Origin of the sequence: Streptomyces sp. ITFR-16, assembly GCF_031844705.1 — a bacterium.
Taxonomy (GTDB): domain Bacteria; phylum Actinomycetota; class Actinomycetes; order Streptomycetales; family Streptomycetaceae; genus Streptomyces.
On the sequence record NZ_CP134609.1, the window covers coordinates 5,050,643 to 5,072,619 of the forward strand.

Sequence of the window (21,977 nt, forward strand, 5' to 3'; positions counted from 1 at the left end):
GGTGACCCCCGACCGTTCATACGGTTGAGCCATTTACGGATAGCCAGGCCCCCGATGAACGGACGTGCTCAACATGCCGCCACGGCTCAGTGTCGTTGTCCCCGTCTACAACGTGGAACTCTTCCTGACGGACTGCCTGAAGTCCCTCGCGGAGCAGACCATGACCGACCTCGAGGTGGTGATGGTCGACGACGGGTCCACCGACGGCAGTGCAGCTCTGGCCGCCGAGTTCGCCGCGCAGGACGACCGCTTCAAGCTGGTCAGCCAGAAGAACGGCGGGCTGGGCCACGCCCGTAACACCGGTGTCCGCAACTGCGACCCCGAGAGCCGCTATCTGGCCTTCTGCGACAGCGACGACATCATCCCGCCGAACGCCTACGAGCTGCTCGTCGAGTCGCTGGAGGAGACCGGCTCGGACCTGGCGTCCGGCAACGTGCTGCGGCTGCGCGCCGGCGGCAAGCTCCAGCAGTCGCCGATGTTCCGCAAGCCCATGGCGACGACCCGCAAGCGCACCCATGTCTCGCGCGACCTGGACCTCCTCGGCGACCGGATCGCCTGCAACAAGGTCTTCCGCCGCTCCTTCTGGGACAAGCACGGGTTCGCCTTCCCCGTCGGCGCGCTCTACGAGGACATCCCCGTCGTGCTGCCCGCCCACTTCCTGGCCGGCTCGGTCGACATCGTGAAGGACCCGGTCTACCACTGGCGCGACCGCCCCGGCTCGATCACCACCAGCCGGGCCGTCGTCCGCGGCGTCCGCGACCGCGTCGCGCACGTCCAGGGGGTCTCCACCTTCCTGGCGGAGAACCGCACGGCCGCCGACAAGAACCACTACGAGTCGCACGCCCTGGCCAACGACCTCTGGTACTTCATGGAGGTCCTGCCCGACGGCGACGAGGAGTACCGGGCCGCCTTCCTCACGTACACCAACGAGTTCATCGACCAGGTCGACCCGTCGGTCCTGGACGGTCTGCCGCTGCGCCTGCGCGTGATGTGGTACCTGGTGCGCGAGCACCGCATGGACGACCTGCTGGCCCTGCTCGCCTACGACAAGCGCGAGCCGGGGGCCTTCGAGGTCAGCGGCGTGCGCCGCCGCCAGGCCCACTACCCCGTCCTCAGCCGCCCGGTGCCCGGCGCGGTGCTGCGCGTCGCCGACCGCGACCTGCCGCTCGCCGCCCGGCTGCGCGACGCCCAGTGGCGCGACGGCAAGCTGCACCTCAAGGGGTACGCGTACATCCGCAACCTGCCCGTCGGCTCCGGCCCGAGCGAGTTCCGGATCGGCTGGCTGCGCGCCGGCCGGCGCAACGTGGTCCCGCTGCGGTTGCGCCGGGTCGACGAGCCCGAGGCCACCGCCCGCTCCCGCCAGAGCCTGCACGACTACCACCGCTCCGGCTTCGAGACCGCCGTCGACGCGTCCAAGCTCCGCATCGGCGCCGACGGCAGCCCCAAGCAGCTCACCTGGCAGTTCGAGATCGGCATCGCCAGGAACGGCCTGCTGCGCCGCGCCTTCCCCTCCGTCCGCGAGGCCTCCGTCGCCCCGCCGGTCCACCGGCCGGACGGCGACCACCGGATCGTGTCCGCCTTCGACGGCGACAAGCTGGTGCTGACCGCCGAGCGCGTCGACGCCCGGTTCGAGACCCACGGCCCGGGCGAGGCCGCCGGCACCGTCCGGGTCTCCGGCACGGTCCGCGACCGCCTCGTCAAGGGCGAGCTGAAGCTGCGGCTCACGCACGCGGCCACCAAGACGACGTACGAGGTCCCGGCCGCGGTCGGCGAGGGCGCCGAGTCCTCCGCCGCCGGCTGGCGCCGCTTCACCGCCGAGATCCCGCTCGCCGCGGTCACCGAGGCGCGCCCCACCGCGGACGGCGCGCCCAAGAGCATGGCGTACAGCGTCCACCTGGTCGGCCCCAAGGGCCTCAAGGCCTCGCTCGACGTGCCCGGCCCCGTGCTCCCCGGCCGCTACCCGCTGGCCGACGGCACGGACGGCGGCCGCCGCGAGCTCGCCCTCGTCGCCAGCTCGCGCGGCAACCTGCTGATCAGCGACCGGCCCGTGCAGCCCTCCGTCGAGCTGGCGAGCTGGACCGAGGACGGGCAGCTGTTCCTGGAGGGGACGTTCCCCGAGGACGCCGAGCACCCCGTCGAGCTGGTCGCGCAGAACAGCAGCCACCGCGAGGAGGCGCTCTTCCCGGTCGAGTTCTCCGGACCGGACGACGCCCGCCGCTTCCGCGCCGAACTGCGGCCCGACGCCGTCGAGGGTCCCGGCGGCGCGCTGCCGCTCGGCGAGGGCAACTGGTACTTCTTCTTCCGGGAGAAGGGCGCGGCCGACGAGAGCGGCGACATCGCGCTGCGCATCCCCGCCTCCGCCTTCGCCACCCTGCCCGTCACCCGGCACCTCTCCGGCCGCGACTACACCATCGAGCGCCGCTTCGGCGACCAGCTGCTGGTCGTCTCCGCGCCGGTGCTCGGCGCGTCCGAGCGCGGGCTGCGGGCCAAGAAGCTGCTGAGCGAGTCCTACGCCGCCCAGCGCAGCGAGCCGCTGCGCGCGGCCGCCCTCTACAGCAGCTTCGACGGCCGCCAGTTCTCCGACTCGCCGCGCGCGGTCTACGAGGAGCTGGTCTCCCGGGGCGAGGACCTCGAACACCTGTGGGTCGTCCGCGACCAGCAGGCCATCGTCCCCGCGGGCGCCAAGGCCGTGGAGCACGGCTCGGTCGCCTGGCACGAGGCGCTGGCCCGCAGCCGGCACATCGTCACCAACACCCAGCTGCCCGAGTGGTTCGAGCGGCGCGAGGGCCAGACCGTCGTCCAGACCTGGCACGGCACCCCGCTCAAGCGCATCGGCCTCGAACTCGCGGGCACCGTCCAGGCGAACGCCGCCTACATCGCCACCCTCGAACAGCGGGCCCGGCAGTGGAGCTTCCTGGTCTCGCCCAACACGTACTCCACCCCCGTCCTGCGCCGCTCGTTCGGCTTCGAGGGCGAGGTCCTGGAGTGCGGTTATCCCCGGAACGACCTCTTCCACGCCGCCGACCGCGCCAAGGTCGCCCAGGCGGTACGGGAGAAGCTCGGGATTCCGCAGGGCAAGCGGGTCGTGCTGTACGCGCCGACCTGGCGCGAGGACCAGCGCCTGGGCGGCGGCCGCTACTCGCTGGGCCTCCAGCTCGACCTGGCCGCCGCCGAGCGCGAACTCGGCGCGGACACCGTCCTGCTGGTGCGCCGTCACTACATGGTCACCGACCGGCTCCCGGACAGCGGCACCGGCTTCGTCCGCGACGTCTCGCGCTACCCGGACGTCGGTGAGCTGATGCTCATCAGCGACGCGCTGGTCACCGACTACTCCTCGCTGATGTTCGACTTCGCCCAGACCGGCCGCCCGATGCTGTTCCACACGTACGACCTGGAGCACTACCGCGACACGCTGCGCGGGTTCAGCTTCGACTTCGAGTCGCGGGCGCCCGGACCCCTGATCCCGGGCTCCGACGACCTCATCGAGGCGCTGCGCGACCCGGAGCGGGCCATCGCGGGACACGCGGAGGCGTACGCCGCGTTCCGCCGCGACTTCTGCGACCTCGACGACGGCCGGGCGACCGCCCGCGTCGTCGACAAGATGCTGTAGTCCACGCCCCTGTTCCACCGCCCCCGCCCGGGGGGCGTCCGTGCCCGGCCGGTGCCGTCACCGGCCGGGCACGGGTGCGTCCGGGGCCAGGGTTTACGCCACGGTGACGGTTCGCTGCGTCGCTTAGCGTCGCCAGGTTGCTACGTTCTGTTTTCATGGGTATCCGGATGTGGTGCGAAACCTGGGACGTGCGGCGGGCGCGAGCCGCCGTGCTCGTCGCCGCGACCGCGGGCCTGCTCACCCGCGTGATCATCGCGGCGACCGTCCGGGGCCCGGCCGACGTGCGCATCTTCGAGGGATTCGCCAAGGCCATCGCCGTGTACGGACCGGTGCGCATCTACGAGCACCCGCTGCCCGGTCTGCCCGTCTACAACCACCCGCCGCTGGCCGGCTGGATGCTGCTGGGACTGAACGGCCTCGCCGAGCTCGGCATGTCGTTCGGCACCCTGATCAGAACCCCGGCGGCCCTCGCCGACTTCTGCTGCGCCCTGCTCGTGTTCGAGATCGTCCGCCGCCGGGCCGCCCCGCGCACGGCGATGCTCTGCGGCATCGGCGTGGCCGTCAGCCCGGTGCTGATCGCCACCTCCGGCTACCACGGCAACACCGACGCCGTCGCCGTCGCGTTCGCCCTGGCCTCGGCCCATCTGCTGGCCGACCGGAAGGCGCCGCTCGCCGCGGGCGTGGCCGCCGCGCTCTCGATCAGCGTCAAGTTCGTCCCGGTCGTGGTGATCCCGGCCCTGTTCGTCGTCGCGCTGCGCGGCGGGCGGCCGGTCCTGGCCCGCTTCACGGCCGGCTTCGCCGCGCTGTTCGCGCTCGTGTGGGGGCCTGCCCTGCTGACCGTGCCCGGGGACCTGGAGAAGAACGTCCTCGAGTACGGCGGCGGCAGCTACCGCCTGTGGGGGCTGGTGCGCTTCGCCGACGTCCTCGGACTCCCCGAGTCCGTCATCACCTTCATGCAGGGCGGCGGACACTTCCTCTTCGTCCTGGTCTGCGTGGCCGCCGGGATCCGGCTCGCCTGGCTGCGGCCCGCCCAGCTGCCCGGCGTCGTCGCCGCCACGCTCGGCCTGCTGCTCCTGCTCTCCACCGCCTCCGGGCTCCAGTACCTGACCTGGGCGGCCGCCGGGATGTTCGTCCTCGGCCTCTGGGAGGGGTTCGCGTTCCACACGGTCCTCGGGCTGACCGCCGTCCTCGGCTACAGCGGGCGCTCCGCCGTGCGCTGGAGCGAACCCGTGCTGGAACTCGGCGCCGCCGGCTGGCTCGTCCTGGCCGCCGGCCTCGTCACCGGCGTACGCCGCCTCCTCGCCACCGGCCCGGACGCGCCCCCGCGCCCCCTCCCGGAGCCCGGGCGGGCGCCCGTCTCGGCCCCCCGCAGCTCACAGCCTTCCGGTTCGTCCGTCGAGCGGCCGTAGAACCGGCACCGCACCCGCCGCCCCGTCCCCTGTCCCAGCACTGAGTACCGAGTACCGAGCGCAACTGGAGAACGCCCCGTGAAGGAAAGCCCGAGTCCCAGGATCGGCATCCTGGTGGTCGCGTACAACGCGGAGACAACGCTGGAGAAGACCCTCGACCGGATCCCGGAGGACTTCCGGTCCCGGATCGACGAGATCCTCATTCTCGACGACGCGAGTCATGACGCGACCTTCACCGCCGGCTGCCGCTGGTCGCAGGCCGAGGGCATGCCCAGAACCGTGGTGATGCGGCACACCAAGAACCTCGGCTACGGCGGGAACCAGAAGGCCGGCTACGCGCTGGCGGCCGCGCACGGACTGGACATCATCGTGCTGCTGCACGGCGACGGACAGTACGCCCCCGAGCTGCTCCCCGACATGGTCGCGCCCATCGAACGCGGCGAGTGCGAGGCCGTGTTCGGCTCGCGGATGATGAAGTCCGGCAGCGCCCTCAAGGGCGGGATGCCCATGTACAAGTGGCTGGGCAACCGCATTCTGACCCGGCTGGAGAACGGTCTGCTCGGCTCGGAACTCACCGAGTTCCACTCCGGCTACCGCGCCTACAGCGTCGAGGCCCTCAAGAAGCTGCCGATCGACCGGAACACCGACGCCTTCGACTTCGACACCCAGATCATCGTGCAGCTGCTGAACGCGGGCATGCGGATCAAGGAGATCCCCGTCCCCACGTACTACGGCGACGAGATCTGCTACGTCAACGGCATGAAGTACGCGAAGGACGTCGTCAAGGACGTCCTCGAATACCGCCTGGCCGTCAAGGGGTTCGGCACCTGCGCCTGGATCCCCAAGCCGGTCGAGTACGCCTTCAAGGAGGGCGACGGCTCCTCGCACGCCGTCATCCTGGAGAAGATGCGCAACCTCCCGCCCGGCCGGGTGCTGGACCTCGGCTGTTCCGGCGGGCTGTTCGCCCAGCGCCTGGAGTCGCTGGGCCACGAGGTGACCGGCGTCGACTTCGTCGAGGTGCCGGGCGTGCGCGAGAAGTGCAGCCACTTCCACCTGGCCAACCTGGAGGAGGGGCTGCCCGCCGCCATCGGCACCGGCTTCGACTACGTCGTGGCCGGCGATGTCATCGAGCACCTGTCCCGCCCCGAGCGGGTCCTCGCCGAGGTCGCCGGGGTGCTCCGGCCGGGCGGTCAGGTCCTGCTGTCCGTACCGAACTTCAGCCACTGGTACTCCCGGCTGCGGGTCGCCGTCGGCGCCTTCGACTACGACCGCCGCGGCATCCTCGACGAAACGCATCTGCGCTTCTTCACCCGGGCCAGCCTGCGCCGCACCGTACGGGCCGCCGGCTACGACGTCCTGGAACTCGCCTCCACCGGGGCGCCGTTCTGGTCGCTGCTGGGACGCGGTCCGCTCGCCGCCGTGCTCGGCGGGGCGTCGAGGCTGCTGACCCGGGTCCGGCCGACGCTGTTCGGATATCAGCACGTCGCACTGCTCACCCCGCATGCGGCCGAGACGATCATCGCTGGAGAGCACGTCGATGTACAGGACATCCTCAACCGACAGTACGTCCCCGCCGACCGGGTCGGCGTCTGAGGCGGCCATCCCCGAGCCCACCCCGGCCCCGGCCTCCGAGACCCGGGCCCCCGCAGTCAGGAGCAAGGCCTTGACCCTTCCCAGCGTGCTGCTGCTGCTGTTCGCCGTGTTCTCGTCGGCGGGCGGCCAGATCATGCTCAAGCACGGGATGAAGGGCGCGGCCGCAGCCGCCGGACGCGACGGCGGCTCCGTCGCCCTGCGCGCCGCCGGCAGCCCCTGGGTCGTGTTCGGCCTGGTGGTCTTCGCCGTGTCCGCGCTCGCCTGGATGACGACGCTGGCGAAGGTGCCGCTGTCCGTCGCCTACCCGTTCAACGCCCTCGGCTATCTGCTGATCGTGCTGGCCGGGGCGACCGTGCTGCACGAGCGGACCTCGATGTGGACCTGGGGCGGCTCGCTGCTCGTGGTGGTCGGCCTCGTCACGGTCATGGCGGGCCAGCAACGCTGAGCCCGTACGGCACGAAGGGCCCGCCACCGGAACGCACCGGCGGCGGGCCCTTCGGCTGTCGTACGGGTCAGACGGTGCCGGGAGCCGGGGGCTCCTCGCCCAGCAGGACCCGGCGCACGACGCGCTCGGCGGCGCGGCCGTCGTCGTACGGGCAGAAGCGGGCGCGGAACGCCTTGAGCAGCGCCTCGTTCTCCGGGCTGTCCCAGCTGCCGTCGGTGAAGATCTCCGCCAGTTCCTCGGTGGTCGTGGCGACGGCACCGGGGGTCTCGCCGGGCTTGCCGGACAGCAGGTCGAAGACGACGCCGCGCACCGTGCGGTACGTCTCCCAGTCCGGGGCGTGGATCACGATCGGGCGGTTCAGGTGGGCGTAGTCGAACATCACCGAGGAGTAGTCCGTGACCAGCGCGTCGGCGGCCAGGCAGAGGTCCTCGATGCGCGGGTGCGTCGAGACGTCGATGATCGACGGGCTCTCGGGCAGCCCCGCGCCGCCGTAGAAGTAGTGCGCGCGCACCATCACGACGGTGTCCGGGCCGACGGTCTCGCAGAACCGCTCCAGGTCGAGGCGGCTGGTGAAGCCGGCCTCGTAGTCGCGGTGGGTGGGCGCGTAGAGCAGGGCGCGCTGGCCGGGGCGGATGCCGAGGCCCTCGCGGATCGTGTCGATCTGCTCCTGCGTCGCCGTCGCGAAGACGTCGTTGCGGGGGTAGCCCGTCTCCAGCGAACGCGCGGCGCTGGGGTAGGCGCGCGACCACACCTCGGTGGAGTGCGGGTTGGCGGAGACGCTCCAGTCCCAGCGGTCCACGCGCTTGAGCAGCCGGTCGAAGTTGAGCCCCTGCGCGGCCGCCGGGTAGTTCTGCTGGTCCATGCCCATGATCTTCAGCGGGGTGCCGTGATGGGTCATCACATGGATCTGGCCGGGGCGCTTGACCAGGTGGTCGGGGAAGTTGACGTTGTTGAAGAAGTACGTGGCGCGGGCCAGCACCGACCAGTAGCGGCGGGTGCCGGGCACCACGTAGTCGATGCCCTTGGGCAGCGAGTCCACCTGGTTCTTCGAGACCACCCAGACGCCGTGGATGTCGGGGGCCAGCTCCTGCGCCTTGCGGTAGATCGCCTCGGGGTTGCAGCTCACGCCGCGGTTCCAGTAGGCCGCGTAGACGGCGAGCTTGGGGTCGAGGGGAAGCTTGCGCTGCGCCTTGTAGTAGCGCGCGGTGAACGACTTCTTGGCCTTCGCCCGGGCCGTGGTGGGGGCGCTGCGCAGGCTGCGGCGGGTGGCGAGCGCGGTGTCCAGCGCGCCGAGCGCGGCGTACTTCCCGCCGCTCATCAGCTGCGGGCGCAGGCCCTTGGCGCCGCCCGGGAACTTGAAGCCGTCGGGGCGGTGGGCGCTGTGGAACGCGGCGACGGCGCTCACGTACTGCCGGCGCTTCTTCTCCACCGTCGGGTAGGCCGAAAGCAGCTCCTGCACGGCCCGGTCGTAGAGCAGGCCGCGCACGCCCTTGAGGGCGGGGCGGGCCTCGACGAACGTCATGAGGCCGGCGTACGCGTCGACGAGCTCCAGCGGGGTGGAGCCGGTCGCCGGCTCCGCCTCGTCGACGAGACCGGGCAGGTAGCGCTGCTGGCGGTGCTCGACGCAGGCCGTGTCCAGCGTGGCGACGGAGCCCGCGATCGCGAGGGTCTGCAGGGCGTACATCCGCTCGCCGTGCTGGCCGGGGCCGAAGTGCAGGCTCTCGCTCTCGGCGAGGGTGCGGCGGACCGCGCGGTTCCAGGACACCGGGGCGATGTCGAGGAGCTCGGGGCGCTCGGTGAGGGTGAGCGGGCCGGCGGGCAGGCCGCTCAGCAGCTCCAGCGAGCGGGTGGTGCGGGTCTTGCCGCGGAAGGGGCGCTTGCGGTGGCCGAACAGCAGCACGTCCGGGTTGCCGGTCTCGTCGAGGCGGTCGACGACGGCCTGGAGCGCTCCCGGCAGGTAGACGTAGTGCCCCTCCAGGAAGAGGAGGTGGTCACCGGTGGCGCGCTCGGCGCCGGCATTGCGCCGTCCGTGCGCTCCGGCGCCGGGCGGGAGGTGGACGGCCTGCACGCGGCTGTCGCGGGCGGCGAACTCGTCCAGCACCAGTCCCGATCCGTCCGGGGCGTCGTCGTCCACGCCGATCACCTCGATGTCCGTGAAGGACTGCGAGAGCACCGACTCCAGGCACTCGCGCAGGCTTCCGCGGGCGCGACGGACGGGGATGATGACACTCAGCCGGGGCATACAGACTCTTTCTCGGACTGTGCGTACTGGGGAGCACACAGCGTACTGGGGAGCGCTCAGCAGGACGGGCAGGGGCGGGCAGGCGTGCGAGGGTCGAGAGACGGGCGGGTCGGGCCCGTGGAGTGGTCGACCGCGCGGCTGATGAAGGCCCCACTTATCATACTACCTGGGATGGTAAGTGAACCTTGGACATCCGGGGGCGCGCGGGGGTGCGACGGGCGCCCCCGAGGCCGTGCCACCAGGCAGCACTGCGGGGCTGCCCCGCCGGCCGGCCGGCGGGGCAGCCCCGCATCCTTGATGTACATCACATCTGAACGGTTACTTCACCGCACCCGCCATCACGCCGGAGACGAACTGGCGCTGGAAGGCGAAGAACACCGCGAGCGGAATCACCATCGAGACGAAGGCGCCGGGCGCCAGCACGTCGATGTTGTTGCCGAACTGCCGCACCTGCTGCTGGAGCGCCACCGTGATCGGCGGGGAGCCGGAGTCCGCGAAGATCAGCGCGACCAGCATGTCGTTCCAGACCCAGAGGAACTGGAAGATGCCGAGCGAGGCGATCGCCGGTCCGCCCAGCGGCATCACGACCCGGGTGAAGAGCCGGATCTCGCCCGCCCCGTCCAGCCGCGCCGCCTCCAGCAGCTCACGCGGGATCTCCGCGAAGAAGTTGCGCAGCAGGAAGATCGCGAACGGCAGTCCGAAGGCGGTGTGGAACATGATCACGCCGAAGGTCGTCTCGAAGATCCCGATCTCGCCGAAGAGCTTCGAGACGGGGATCAGGGCGACCTGCACCGGGACCACCAGCAGCCCGACGACCACCAGGAACCACCAGTCCCGGCCCGGGAAGTCCATCCAGGCGAACGCGTATCCGGCGAGCGAACCGATCACCACGACCAGGACGGTCGAGGGAACCGTGATCAGCACCGTGCTGAACAGCGAATCGGTGATCGTCGAATTGTCCAGCAGCCGGGAGTAGTTGTCGAAGGTCAGCTCGGAGGGGACCGTGAAGATCTTCCACCAGCCGGTGGCCGCGATCCGGTCCGCGCTGCGCAGCGAGGACAGCAGCAGCCCGATCGTCGGCATCAGCCAGAACAGGGCCACCAGAATCAGGAAGACCCGCATCGCGCCGCCGCCCGCGCCCGCCGCGAGCCGGGCGCCGAGTGAGCGCCGGGCCTTCACCGGGCCGGTGTCCGGGGCGTCGCCCGGCCCGGCGGGGGCCGTCGTCGAGGGTGTCGTCATCGGCGCCCCTCCTTCCGTATCCGCCTGATGTTGAAGAGCATCACCGGGATCACCAGCAGCAGCAGGAGTACGGCGATGGCGCTGCCGACGCCCAGGTCCGCGTCCGTGCCGAACGAGGACCGGTAGAGCTGGAGCGCCAGGACGTTCGCGTCGTCCTGGGAGGAGCCCGGCGCGATGATGAAGACCAGGTCGAAGATCTTCAGCACGTTGATCATCAGCGTCACCAGCACCACCGCCAGTACCGGCGCGAGCATCGGCACCGTGATCCGGCGGAACACCTGCCACTCGTTGGCCCCGTCCACCCGGGCCGCTTCGAGGAGTTCGCGCGGCAGACCCGCCAGGCCGGCCGCGATCAGCACCATGGCGAAGCCCGCCCACATCCAGACGTAGCTCCCGATGATGCCGGGCGTCACGAAGGACGGCCCGAGCCAGTCCACCCCGTTGTACGGCTCCTTGAAGTTGGAGGCCGGGAGCCGGAGTTCGGCACCGTCCGCCGAGGCGGGCAGCGTGAACGTACCGTCGGCGCCCGCCGTGGCCGAGGCCACCACCTCGCCGTCCTTGACGGCCTCCACCTTGATGCCCTTGAGCCCCAGCTCCTTGGCGTCGATGACGTTCGGCTTGCCGCCGCCGCCCTTGGTGAAGTCCAGCCAGGCGGTACCGGTGATCTCGCCGCTCCCGCCCGGCCCCGGCGCCTTCGCAGGCTTGGCGTCGGACGGCATCTTCGCGGGCACCACCCCGACCAGGGGCAGCTGGACCGGCTGCCCGGCCCGGACCGGCACCTTCGTCACGAAGGCACCGCCGCCCGCCGCCTTCAGCGGGTGCACCGGCAGCGGATGCGCCTTGGGGAAGCCCGCCGACTCGGCGAACGTGTCGTGCACGCCCACCCAGACGGCGTTGGCCACCCCGCGCTCCGGCGCCTGGTCGTACACCAGCCGGAAGATGATGCCGGCGGCGAGCATCGAGATCGCCATCGGCATGAAGACGATCAGCTTGAACGCCGTGCCCCAGCGGATCCGCTCGGTCAGCACCGCGAAGATCAGCCCGAGAGCGGTGGAGATCGTCGGGGCGAAGACCACCCAGATCGCGTTGTTCTTGACCGCCGTACGGATGGTGTCGTCCGTGAACAGCGCCTTGTAGTTGTCGAAGCCGGCGAATCCCGTACCCGCCTGGTCGAAGAACGACCGGTAGACGGAGTACACGATCGGGTACACCACCAGCGCGCCGAGCAGCACCAGCGCGGGCAGCAGGAACAGTGCCGCGATGACCCTGCGGGTCCCGGTCACGCTCTCGCGGCTGCGTCCCGGCCCGGCCTGCGGGCCGGACGGTGCGCCGGGCAGTGGCTCCCTGGGGGCGGGTACCGAAGTCCCGCCGGACGCTTGCTTGTCGGCGGGGAGCGCCTCGTCGGCGCCCCCCGCTGCGGCTGTCGTCATCCCGTCAGCTCTTGTACGCCTTGGCCGCGTCGGACTCGAGCTTGGCTTGAGTCCCCGCGATGTCCTTCGGGTTCTTCAGGAAGTCCTGGAGGGTCTTCCACTCGCCCTTGCCGGGTGTCCCGCCGAACGACTGCGGGGCCTGGTCGGACATGTCGAACCGGACGGCGTCCCCGGCCGCGATCAGCGCCTTCGCCATCGTGCGCTGCACCTCGTTGGGGTACGCGGCGGCGTCCAGAGCCTTGTTGGGCGAGATGAACCCGCCCTGCTCGGCCCAGATCTTCGCCGCGTCCGTGGAGGCCAGCCAGGTCAGCAGCGCCTGGGCGCCCTTGCCGTCCTTCAGGGCCACCGCCGCGTCGCCACCGGTCACCACGGGCGACTCGGCGCCGACCGCGGGGAACGGGAACACCTTGGCGTCCGTGCCGATCTTGGCCTTGGTCTGCGCGATGTTGATGCCGACGAAGTCGCCCTCGAAGACCATGGCGCCCTTGGGCTGGTCCCCGCCGGTGAAGGTCTGGGTGACCGACGCCGGGAACTCCGTCTGCAGCGCGCCGTCGGCGCCGCCCGCGATCAGGGACGGCTTGCCGAACAGCTGGGCCAGCGTGGTCAGCGCGTCCTTGACGGACGGGTCCGTCCACTTGATCTTGTGCTGGGCGAGCTGGTCGTACTTGTCCGGCCCCGCCTGGGAGAGATAGATGTTCTCGAACCAGTCGGTGAGCGTCCAGCCGTCCGCGCCGCCGACCGAGACCGGCGTGACACCCGAGGCGGAGACCGTCTCGGCCGTCGCCAGGAAGTCCTTCCAGGTCTTCGGCTCGGACGCGCCCGCGTTCTCGAACGCCTTGGTGTTGTACCAGACCAGCGACTTGTTGGCGGCCTTGAAGTACACGCCGTACTGGGTGCCGTCCACCGCGCCGAGGTCCTGCCAGACCTTCGCGTAGTTCTTGGTCAGCTGGGCCTTCGCCTCGTCGCCGACCGGCTTGGCCCACTTCTTCTCGACGGCCTGCTTGATCGCCCCGACCTGCGGGATCATCGCGACGTCCGGCGGCTGGCCGCCCGCGATCTTGGTACCGAGGAAGTTGACGATCGGGTCCTGCGCCGGGACGAAGGTGACCTTCGCGCCCGTGCGGTTCTCGAACTCCTTGAGGACCTTGACGAAGTTGGCCTGTTCCGGCCCCGTCCAGACCGCCGCGACAGAGAGCTGCTCACCGTCCAGTTTCGGTAAAACGACGCTCGACGCGTTGTCCTTGCCGTTCGCGGAGCCACCTTCGTCCGACTTCTTCTTTCCGCCGTCACCGTCGTCGCTGCAACCGGTGAGGGCCAGTGCGCCTATGGCGGTGAACACCAAGGCGGCCCTGCGAATCCGAAGGGTTGTGCGCATCCCTGCCCCGTCTCTCACGTCGTCGTGTGCGCACAGTCCTACGCCCGGCGTCCGGGCGCCGCAATACCGTCCTCGGGCCCAATTCAGTGATCGTGATGGGCTCGTGACGTGAGGTCAGTGCAGGTATCCGGCCAATGGGGACGGCGCAACCCCTGTGGCTCCGGTACGGCTCAGGGGTGGCTCCAACCGGACTCAGGGGTGGCTCCGGCGGGCCTCAGGGACGCAGCGGCGCGAGCGGCTCCGCGTTGACCGAACGGGCCGCCCGCTCCAGCGCGCTCGCGAGCAGCGCCAGGTCCGTCGGTCCGTTGCCCAGCTCGCGCACCGGACGGCGCGTCGGCGGGTCGCCCATCCGCTCCCACTCCAGCGGGACGACCGTCGGGCGCAGCGTCGCCGTACGCGGAATGCGGCCCGTCACCCGGCCGCCCTGGAACGGCGTCACCCGCCCGTCCGGATGGCCCAGCCGCCCCCGGCCCGGGGCCGGTTCGTCCGGCGAGGGCGGGACGGCGGGCGGGTCGAGCACGATGCGCAGCCGCGCCCCCCGGGCCAGCTCCGTGTCCTCCGTGCGGTCGGGGCGGGCGGACGTCGCGACCAGGTGGATACCGAGCCGGCCGCCCTCCCGCGCCACGGCCTCCAGCGCCCGCACCACCGAACCGGCGGCCGGCCGGCCCGGACTGCCGAGCGCCGGGGCGATCAGCGCGTCGAAGTCGTCCACGAGCACGACGAGCCGGGGCAGCGGCGAGGGGCCGGGGTCCACCGCATGGGTGGCGGAGGGCCGCAGCCGCAGGGTCCCGCTGAGCGCGGACTCGACATCGCCCCGCTGCTCGACCGGGGCGGGGGGCCGCTGCCCGACTATGCGCGGGGCCGCCTCGTGTCCCGCGCCGTTCGCCGCCTCGTAGCGGCTGTGCCACTCGGCGAAGCCGAGCCCGCCGAGAAGCTCGGCCCGCCGCTTGACCTCGCCGCCCAGCGCCTGGGCGAACTCCCGCATCCTGACCGGGTCGTTGGCCACCAGATGCGTGAACGCGTGCGGCAGCTCGGTGCACGGGCGCAGGCTCTCGCCCCGCTCGCCGCCCGCCCCGTCGACCAGCACGATCCCGAGCCGGTCCGGCCGGGCGGCGGCCGCCAGCGACGCGGCGACCGCCCGCAGCAGCTCCGTACGCCCGCTGCCGCCGGGGCCCTCGATGAGCAGATGCGGCCCCTCGTCGGCGAGATCCACACTCACCGGGCCCCGGGGCCCGGCACCGAGCACCACGACGGGCCGCCCGGCGTACACGGAGGCACCGGTGGCCCGGCCCGTCCCCGCGCCGCGCGCGGCGACCTGGGGCGCGTCGGCCTGCCGGGGGCCGCTGACCCGGCTCGACGAGCGGCCCGAACCGGCCGAGCGCAGGCTGTCGGCGCCGGGCACGTCCGCCGCTCCGGTGTCCGCGCCGCCGGCCCAGGACCGGGTGTCGGAGCCCGGCAGGGTGCGCGAACTCAGCGCCTCCCCGCGCCCGTCGGGTCCCTGCCCGCCCACCCGGGCCCGGGGCGTGCGGCCCGAGTCCGGGTCCTCGTGCGCGTCGGCCCGGCCGAAGGCGGGGCGGGGGACGCCCACATGCGTGTCCCCCGTGCCGCCGCGGCCGCCGGACGGGCGGGGATACGCCGTGCGTCCGGAGCCGGGGGTGTCGGATGCGCCCGGATACGGGGTGCGCCCCGAGTCCGTGCGCCGGGCGGGGGCGTACGGGGCGTCGCCGCCCGTGCGCTGGGCGCCCACGCGGGGGGCCGCGCCGGTGCGGCCCGGGCCCCGGTCCTCGTCGCCCGCCGGGGTGGGCCCGGAGCCCGTGCCCCGTACCGTCGCGCCCGGCTGGTCGTCCGCCGTGGAGGCCCAGCGGGCCATCAGGGAGGCCGGGGTCGCCCGGGCCAGCCCCAGCTCGTCCAGGAGGCGGGCGGACGGCGGGAGCGCCACCGGCGCGGACCGGCCCGGCAGCGCGGCCGAACCCTCCGCGCGCAGCGGGGCCAGCGCCCGCCCGAACCGCTGCGCCCAGTGCGCCGACACCGCGTCCACCGAGGCGACCGTGCCATGGCCCGCCGCCCGGCCGCCCGCCGTGCGCAGCAGCCGCAGGGCCGTCGCCACATCGCCGCTCAGCATCCCGACCGCCCCGCACTCGCGGAAGGCGATCGAGGCGTGGCACGCCGCCTCGTAGGTCGCGGCCACGGGGGAGGTGGGGGTGGCGGCCGGCGTCTCGGCCAGACAGATGAGGTGGATGCCCGCGGCGGAACCGGCCGCCGCCAGCCGGGCGGTGTTCTCACGGAGCGCCGCCGAGCCCGGGTCGCCGTCCACGATCACCACGGTGAACGGGCCGTCGTAGGCGCGGGCGGCCTCCGCGACCGTCCCCGGGTCGAGGCTCGCCCAGCCGGGGCCGAGCGGTCCGTCGTCCAGCCGGCGCACCAGCTCCGTCGCCCGCGCCACCGCCTGGTCGCGGTCGTACGCCAGCAGCAGCCGGCAGTCCTGGCCGTGCATCGGCCGCAGATGGGGCAGCCAGCCCAGCCAGGCCCACTCGCGCCGCCGCTCGTCCACACCGCGCGCCCGGTCCGTGCTGATCAGCACGATCTCCAGGTCGGCGGGGGAGTGCAGCGCGGCGAGCTGCGCCACCGCTGACCGGGCGAGCCCCGTCAGCCGGTCGCGCGGCCCGGCGAGCCCCAGCGAACCGGCCTCCCGCAGCCCCACGGTCACCGGCACTGCGGGCAGCTCGGCCCGCTCGGTCGTGCCGAGACGGACCACCAGGGCCTCCGGATGCGCGGTGTCGCGCTCCCAGAGCCGGGGGCCGGGGCCGAGCGCCGTCAGCAGGATCGAGGCCGGATCGGGCCAGGTGCCCTCCGGGGCGGTGGGCAGCGCGGTGAAGGTGGCGGCGGGGGGCGGCGGCCCGGGTGCGTCGGGCGCGCTGCCGGGCACCGGCTCGGGCCTGCCGCCCGCGAGCCGGCGGGCCCAGGCTCCTATGCCGCCGCGCCGGGGCGCCTCCTCGTCCGGGAAGCGGCCGGCGGGACCGGGGCCGGACTGCGGGCGCGCCTCGGCCGGGGCGCCGGGCGCGGAGCCGTACTCATGGCCGCGCGGACCGGCCTCGGGGCCCTCGTGGCTCTCCGGGCCGCTGTACGCGTGACCGGAGCGGTCCCCGTGGCCGTGGTCGTGTCCGGGGGCCGGGGCGGGCGCGCGGGCGACGCGCAGATGGCCCTCGCCGTCCGGCGCGGTCTCCAGCACCGGGGTGCGTGCGCCCGAGGTGAGCCGCAGGGTCGATTCGCCGAGCCGCAGCAGTGCGCCGGGCTTCAGCCGGACCGGGCGGTCGCGGACCTCCGCGCCGTCCAGCGAGGTGCCGTTGGTCGAGCCGAGGTCGGCCACCGTGACACGGCCGTCGTCGGAGACGGTCACCGCGCAGTGCAGCCGTGAGACATCGGGGTCGTCGAGCGGGACGTCCGCGTCGATGGAGCGGCCGATCCGGATCTGGCCGCCGTGCAGCAGATGGACCCCGCCCGCGTCGGGCCCGGCGATCACATGCAGCTGGGCGGGGACGGCGTCGTCCGCCGTCTCGTCCTCGCCCGGGACCTGGAGCGAGAGCACCGCCCCGTCCACCAGCGGCGGCTCACCGAGCGCGCAGCGCTGCGCGTCGAGCCGCTCCCGCCCGGCGAACAGCACCACCGCGCCGCTGCCGAGGGAGCCGTCCGGCCCGGAGACGGCGGCGGCCAGACTGGACGCCACCGTGGCCAGCGCCGTGCCCGCGGGGGCGGTGACCAGCACGTCGCAGGCGCGCGCCGGGGTCTGGCCGCTGGGCGGCGCGAGGACGGTCAGCCGGATCTGCATCGCCGTCAGCGGTCCCTTCTGCGCGGGGTGCCCGGCAGGGGAAACGCCCTGTGATTCCCCCCACCCGGCACGGACGCGTCGTCCGGTACAGGTTCGTCACGTACCCCGGGGCTCCCGACCCCGCAGTCCGTGCTGAAGGCATCCTCGCACCTGCCACTGACAACACGCCCGGCGGTCACCTCTAAGTGATCTTGAAAGGTCTGCTGTGCGCCCATACGTGCCCGCTTGGCCGGTTCCCGGCGGGGGCCCGGGCGGTCACGGGTGGGGCGGGAGGGGCACCCGATGGCGTCCGTCGTACGTCTGTGCGGCAACCATCCGGCCCGTACGCGCGTCTTCCCTCGCATCACGGAGAAGCGGATTCCGGACAAAAGGGCCGACCGCCCACCCGACTGACGGCTGCGGCCGCCACTCAAGATCGCCCGGACAGGCCCCCACGACAGGCCCTAGAGTGGGCCGGAAACTCCGGACGGATCCGGGGACCACAAGCACCACGATCAGCAGGGAGCGCATCACGTGCGGCCGGTAGGCAGCAAGTACCTGCTCGAGGAGCCGCTGGGACGCGGCGCCACGGGCACTGTCTGGCGTGCCCGCCAGCGCGAGGCCGCGGGCGCCGAGGCGGCCGTCGCGGGCCAGCCGGGCGAGACCGTCGCGATCAAGGTCCTCAAGGAAGAGCTCGCCAACGACGCGGACGTCGTGATGCGGTTCCTGCGGGAGCGCTCCGTCCTGCTGCGGCTGACCCACCCCAACATCGTGCGCACCCGCGACCTCGTCGTCGAGGGCGATCTCCTCGCCCTCGTGATGGACCTGGTCGACGGCCCCGACCTGCACCGCTACCTGCGCGACAACGGCCCGCTCACCCCGGTCGCCGCCTCGCTGCTCACCGCGCAGATCGCCGACGCGCTCGCCGCCAGCCACGCCGACGGCGTCGTGCACCGCGACCTGAAGCCCGCCAACGTGCTGCTCGACGAGCGCGACGGCGAGATGCACCCGATGCTCACCGACTTCGGCATCGCCCGCCTCGCCGACTCCCCGGGGCTGACCCGGACCCATGAGTTCGTCGGCACCCCGGCCTATGTGGCGCCCGAGTCGGCCGAGGGCCGCCCGCAGACCTCCGCCGTCGACATCTACGGCGCCGGCATCCTGCTGTACGAGCTGCTCACCGGCCGTCCGCCGTTCGCCGGCGGCACCGCGCTGGAGGTCCTGCACCGCCATCTCAGCGAGGAGCCCCGCCGCCCCAGCACCGTCCCCGCCCCGCTGTGGACGGTGATAGAGCGCTGCCTGAGCAAGGACCCCGACCGCCGGCCCAGCGCCGAGAACCTCGCCCGCGCCCTGCGGACCGTCGCCAACGGCATCGGGGTGCACGCGAACTCCGCGCAGATCGCCGCGGCCGACGGGGTGGCCGCGCTGCTCGCCCCGGACCCGGCGCCCACGGCCGTCCCCGAGACGCCCGGAGCGGCCGACCCGACCCAGGTGCTGCCGAGCAACGCGGGCGCCTTCGGCTACGACCCCAACGCGGCCACCGGCGTCATACACCGCCCGGACCAGGGCGGCCACGCCGATCCGACCGCGGTCCTGCCGCCCGTCCCGCCGCAGCCCGACGGCGCCCCGGGGGCCGACGACCCGCACCCCTGGCAGTCCCAGCTCCAGGCCGCCCGCGACCGCAACGAGCAGACGCAGGTCCAGTACCTCGACCCGAGCCAGGACCCGCTGCGCCGCCGCCCCCAGCGCCAGCAGCCCCAGCAGCCGCCGCAGCGCCGCCGGCAGCAGTACCCCCAGCAGCAGCCGCAGCAGTACCCCCAGCGCCAGCAGCCCCAGCAGCAGTACCAGCCGCAGCAACAGCAGTACCGGCCCCAGCCGCAGCAACAGCAGTACGCGCCGCCCCAGCAGCCGCAGCAGCCCGCGCAGCGCCCGCCCCGCGAGCCGAGGCAGCGCAGCGCCAACCCCATGAAGATCCCGGGGCTCGGCTGCCTCAAGGGCTGCCTGTTCACGCTGGTCCTGCTCTTCGTGGCGAGCTGGCTGATCTGGGAGCTGACCCCGCTCAAGGACTGGATCGGCCAGGGCCAGAGCTACTGGCACGCGATCAGCGACGCCGTCTCCAAGTTCTCCGGCTGGGTCTCGGACATCAGTGACAGCATCGGCGGCGGCAGCAGCGGCTGAGACAGCGGCCGCAGGCACCCGGCACCCCCTCAACTCTGTAGCTATATCGACTTCCGCGGACCAATTCCGCGGCAATTCGCCCGCAGAAGTGAAGGTTGGCGCCATCCACGGCACGCGGCCCCCCGATCGCCGCGTAACTTTGTCGACCGGGGGTTGTTGAGCGAGGGTCCATCGCCAGCCGCTGAGGGAGCAGTCTTGGCACGGAATATCGGCAGCCGGTACACCGCCCACCAGATCCTGGGGCGCGGCAGCGCCGGCACGGTGTGGCTCGGTGACGGCCCCGAGGGGCCCGTCGCCATCAAGCTGCTCCGCGAGGACCTCGCGTCCGACCAGGAGCTCGTGGGCCGCTTCGTCCAGGAGCGCACCGCGCTGCTCGGACTCGACCATCCGCACGTCGTCGCCGTCCGCGACCTCGTGGTGGACGGCAACGACCTGGCCCTGGTCATGAACCTGGTGCGCGGCACGGACCTGCGCACCCGGCTCGACCGCGAGCGCCGGCTGGCCCCCGAGGCGGCCGTCGCCATCGTCGCGGACGTCGCCGACGGCCTGGCCGCCGCGCACGCCGCCGGGGTGGTCCACCGCGACGTCAAGCCGGAGAACATCCTGCTCGACATGGAGGGCCCGCTCGGGCCCGGCAACTCCCACCCCGCGCTGCTCACCGACTTCGGCGTGGCCAAGCTGATCGACACCCCGCGCCGCACCAAGGCCACCAAGATCATCGGTACGCCGGACTATCTGGCCCCCGAGATCGTCGAGGGCCTCCCGCCGCGCGCCGCCGTCGACATCTACGCCCTCGCCACGGTGCTCTACGAGCTCCTCGCGGGCTTCACGCCCTTCGGCGGCGGCCACCCCGGCGCGGTCCTGCGCCGCCATGTCACCGAGACGGTCGTCCCGCTGCCCGGCATCCCCGAGGAGCTGTGGCAGCTGCTGGTCCAGTGCCTGGCGAAGGCCCCGGCCTCCCGGCTGCGCGCCTCCGAGCTGGCCGCCCGGCTGCGCGAGCAGCTCCCGCACCTGGCCGGCATCCCGCCGCTGGACGTGGACGAACCGGACGACGAGCCGGAGCCCCAGCCGCACGGGCAGGGCTACGACGAGCAGCAGTACACCCCGGCCCCCGACGAGCCCCGCCGCCGCGGCGCCGTCCCGCTGGTCCCCGGCGCGTCCCCCGACTCCAACCGGGACACCCACACGAGCATGCGCGTCCCGGCCCCCGACGAGCTCTCCGGCGGGCCCCGGGGCACCGCCCGCGCCCCGCGCGCCCCCGGCCGGCCCCGACCGGGCTCGGCCCGCAACAAGTCGGCGGCCATCCGCAAGCGCCGGCTGACCCTGGGCACCGCGGCACTGGTCCTGGTCGCCGCGATAGGCGTCGGGGGCTGGTTCGCGCTGAGCGACGACGACGCGGGCGCGACCCCGCAGGACAACCGGAATTCGGCGCCCGCGACCCCCTGATCCGCCCGTCCGGGACGGGCCGGCGGAGCCCCGATCCTCCGGCCCGAGGAACGTACGCGCCGACAGCCGTTACGCTGGACCCGTGGCAGTCGTCGATATTTCCGAAGAGCTGAAGTCCCTCTCCTCGACCATGGGGTCGATCGAGGCCGTCCTGGACCTGGATGCGCTGAGGGGGGACATCGCCGTGCTCGAGGAGCAGGCGGCGGCCCCGTCCCTCTGGGACGACCCGGAGGCGGCGCAGAAGATCACCAGCAAGCTTTCGCACCTCCAGGCCGAGGTCCGCAAGACCGAGGCCCTGCGCGGCCGGATCGACGACCTCGAGGTCCTCTTCGAGCTCGCCCAGGACGAGGGCGACGCCGACGCCCTCGCCGAGGCGGAGACCGAGCTGGAGTCGGTCCGCAAGGCGCTGGACGAGATGGAGGTCCGCACCCTCCTGTCCGGCGAGTACGACGCCCGCGAGGCGCTCGTCACCATCCGGGCCGAGGCCGGCGGCGTCGACGCGGCGGACTTCGCCGAGAAGCTCCAGCGCATGTATCTGCGCTGGGCCGAGCGGCACAACTACAAGACCGAGGTCTACGAGACGGCGTACGCCGAGGAGGCCGGCATCAAGTCGACCACCTTCGCCGTCGAGGTGCCGTACGCCTACGGCACGCTCTCCGTCGAGCAGGGCACCCACCGGCTCGTGCGGATCTCCCCGTTCGACAACCAGGGCCGCCGCCAGACGTCCTTCGCGGGCGTCGAGGTGCTGCCCGTGGTCGAGCAGACGGACCACGTCGAGATCGACGAGTCCGAGCTCCGCGTCGACGTGTACCGCTCCTCCGGCCCCGGTGGCCAGGGCGTCAACACCACCGACTCCGCGGTGCGGCTGACCCACCTGCCGACCGGCATCGTCGTCTCCTGTCAGAACGAGCGCTCGCAGATCCAGAACAAGGCCTCCGCGATGAACGTCCTCCAGGCGAAGCTCCTGGAGCGCCGCCGCCAGGAAGAGCAGGCCAAGATGAACGCGCTCAAGGGCGACGGCGGCAACTCCTGGGGCAACCAGATGCGCTCCTACGTCCTGCACCCGTACCAGATGGTCAAGGACCTGCGTACGGAGTTCGAGATGGGCAACCCGGAAGCGGTCTTCAACGGCGAGATCGACGGCTTCATCGAGGCCGGCATCCGCTGGCGCAAGCAGAGCGAGAAGTAGTCCCGCCGAGCGGGAC

General features: G+C 72.8%; 12 protein-coding genes. 7 read left to right on the forward strand and 5 right to left on the reverse strand.

Translation table 11 applies throughout. The features are described 5' to 3' along the window. The first annotated feature begins 64 nt into the window (after positions 1-64). The 4 genes from RLT58_RS22415 to RLT58_RS22430 all read left to right on the forward strand — a co-directional run bounded on the left by RLT58_RS22415 (position 65) and on the right by RLT58_RS22430 (position 7,057). Positions 65-3,610, forward strand: coding sequence for a bifunctional glycosyltransferase/CDP-glycerol:glycerophosphate glycerophosphotransferase (locus RLT58_RS22415; protein ID WP_399131665.1), 3,546 nt, complete (start codon positions 65-67; stop codon positions 3,608-3,610). A gap of 167 nt (positions 3,611-3,777) precedes the next feature. Further along, the gene (locus RLT58_RS22420; protein ID WP_399131936.1) at positions 3,778-5,019 is read left to right on the forward strand and encodes a glycosyltransferase family 39 protein; all 1,242 of its coding nucleotides are present in this window, start codon (positions 3,778-3,780) and stop codon (positions 5,017-5,019) included. A 78-nt stretch (positions 5,020-5,097) separates the two neighbouring features. After that, positions 5,098-6,612 (forward strand): methyltransferase domain-containing protein, encoded by a 1,515-nt coding sequence (locus RLT58_RS22425; RefSeq protein WP_311312162.1) that lies wholly within the window; start codon positions 5,098-5,100, stop codon positions 6,610-6,612. Positions 6,613-6,682: 70 nt separating this feature from the next. After that, positions 6,683-7,057 (forward strand): hypothetical protein, encoded by a 375-nt coding sequence (locus RLT58_RS22430; protein WP_311312163.1) that lies wholly within the window; start codon positions 6,683-6,685, stop codon positions 7,055-7,057. 67 nt (positions 7,058-7,124) lie between these two features. Here the strand turns inward: RLT58_RS22430 and RLT58_RS22435 are convergent, their stop codons facing one another. The 5 genes from RLT58_RS22435 to RLT58_RS22455 form a co-directional block, all read right to left on the reverse strand. Next, entirely contained in the window at positions 7,125-9,299 is a 2,175-nt protein-coding gene (locus RLT58_RS22435; protein ID WP_311312164.1) for a bifunctional glycosyltransferase/CDP-glycerol:glycerophosphate glycerophosphotransferase, read from the reverse strand. A 318-nt stretch (positions 9,300-9,617) separates the two neighbouring features. Further along, entirely contained in the window at positions 9,618-10,538 is a 921-nt protein-coding gene (locus RLT58_RS22440; protein ID WP_311312165.1) for a carbohydrate ABC transporter permease, read from the reverse strand. Next, the gene (locus RLT58_RS22445) at positions 10,535-11,821 is read right to left on the reverse strand and encodes a carbohydrate ABC transporter permease (RefSeq protein ID WP_311314607.1); all 1,287 of its coding nucleotides are present in this window, start codon (positions 11,819-11,821) and stop codon (positions 10,535-10,537) included. Before RLT58_RS22445 ends, RLT58_RS22440 begins: the two co-directional genes overlap by 4 nt. A 151-nt stretch (positions 11,822-11,972) precedes the next feature. Beyond that, positions 11,973-13,343, reverse strand: a complete 1,371-nt coding sequence (locus RLT58_RS22450) for an ABC transporter substrate-binding protein (RefSeq protein ID WP_311312166.1) — start codon at positions 13,341-13,343, stop codon at positions 11,973-11,975. Positions 13,344-13,557: 214 nt separating this feature from the next. After that, positions 13,558-17,169 carry an FtsK/SpoIIIE domain-containing protein gene (locus RLT58_RS22455; protein WP_311312167.1) on the reverse strand — a complete coding sequence of 1,204 codons (3,612 nt, stop codon included), beginning with the start codon at positions 17,167-17,169 and terminating at the stop codon, positions 13,558-13,560. A gap of 513 nt (positions 17,170-17,682) precedes the next feature. Here RLT58_RS22455 and RLT58_RS22460 point away from each other — a divergent pair. The 3 genes from RLT58_RS22460 (at position 17,683) to prfB (ending at position 21,961) form a co-directional block, all read left to right on the forward strand. Then, a complete protein-coding gene (locus tag RLT58_RS22460; protein WP_311312168.1) occupies positions 17,683-19,326 on the forward strand; it encodes a serine/threonine-protein kinase in 1,644 nt (547 codons plus the stop codon). 195 nt (positions 19,327-19,521) lie between these two features. After that, positions 19,522-20,772, forward strand: coding sequence for a serine/threonine-protein kinase (locus RLT58_RS22465; RefSeq protein ID WP_311312169.1), 1,251 nt, complete (start codon positions 19,522-19,524; stop codon positions 20,770-20,772). An 82-nt stretch (positions 20,773-20,854) separates the two neighbouring features. Further along, positions 20,855-21,961 (forward strand): peptide chain release factor 2, encoded by a 1,107-nt coding sequence (gene prfB, locus RLT58_RS22470; protein ID WP_311312170.1) that lies wholly within the window; start codon positions 20,855-20,857, stop codon positions 21,959-21,961. The last annotated feature ends 16 nt before the right edge of the window (positions 21,962-21,977 follow it).

Bases quoted from the DNA above. Each gene is read 5' to 3' on its own strand.
- RLT58_RS22420 (WP_399131936.1), top strand. From the start codon at position 3,778: ATGTGGTGCGAAACCTGGGACGTGCGGCGGGCGCGAGCCGCCGTGCTC.
- RLT58_RS22440 (WP_311312165.1), bottom strand. From the start codon at position 10,538: ATGACGACACCCTCGACGACGGCCCCCGCCGGGCCGGGCGACGCCCCG.
- RLT58_RS22435 (WP_311312164.1), bottom strand. From the start codon at position 9,299: ATGCCCCGGCTGAGTGTCATCATCCCCGTCCGTCGCGCCCGCGGAAGC.
- RLT58_RS22450 (WP_311312166.1), bottom strand. From the start codon at position 13,343: ATGCGCACAACCCTTCGGATTCGCAGGGCCGCCTTGGTGTTCACCGCC.
- RLT58_RS22455 (WP_311312167.1), bottom strand. From the start codon at position 17,169: ATGCAGATCCGGCTGACCGTCCTCGCGCCGCCCAGCGGCCAGACCCCG.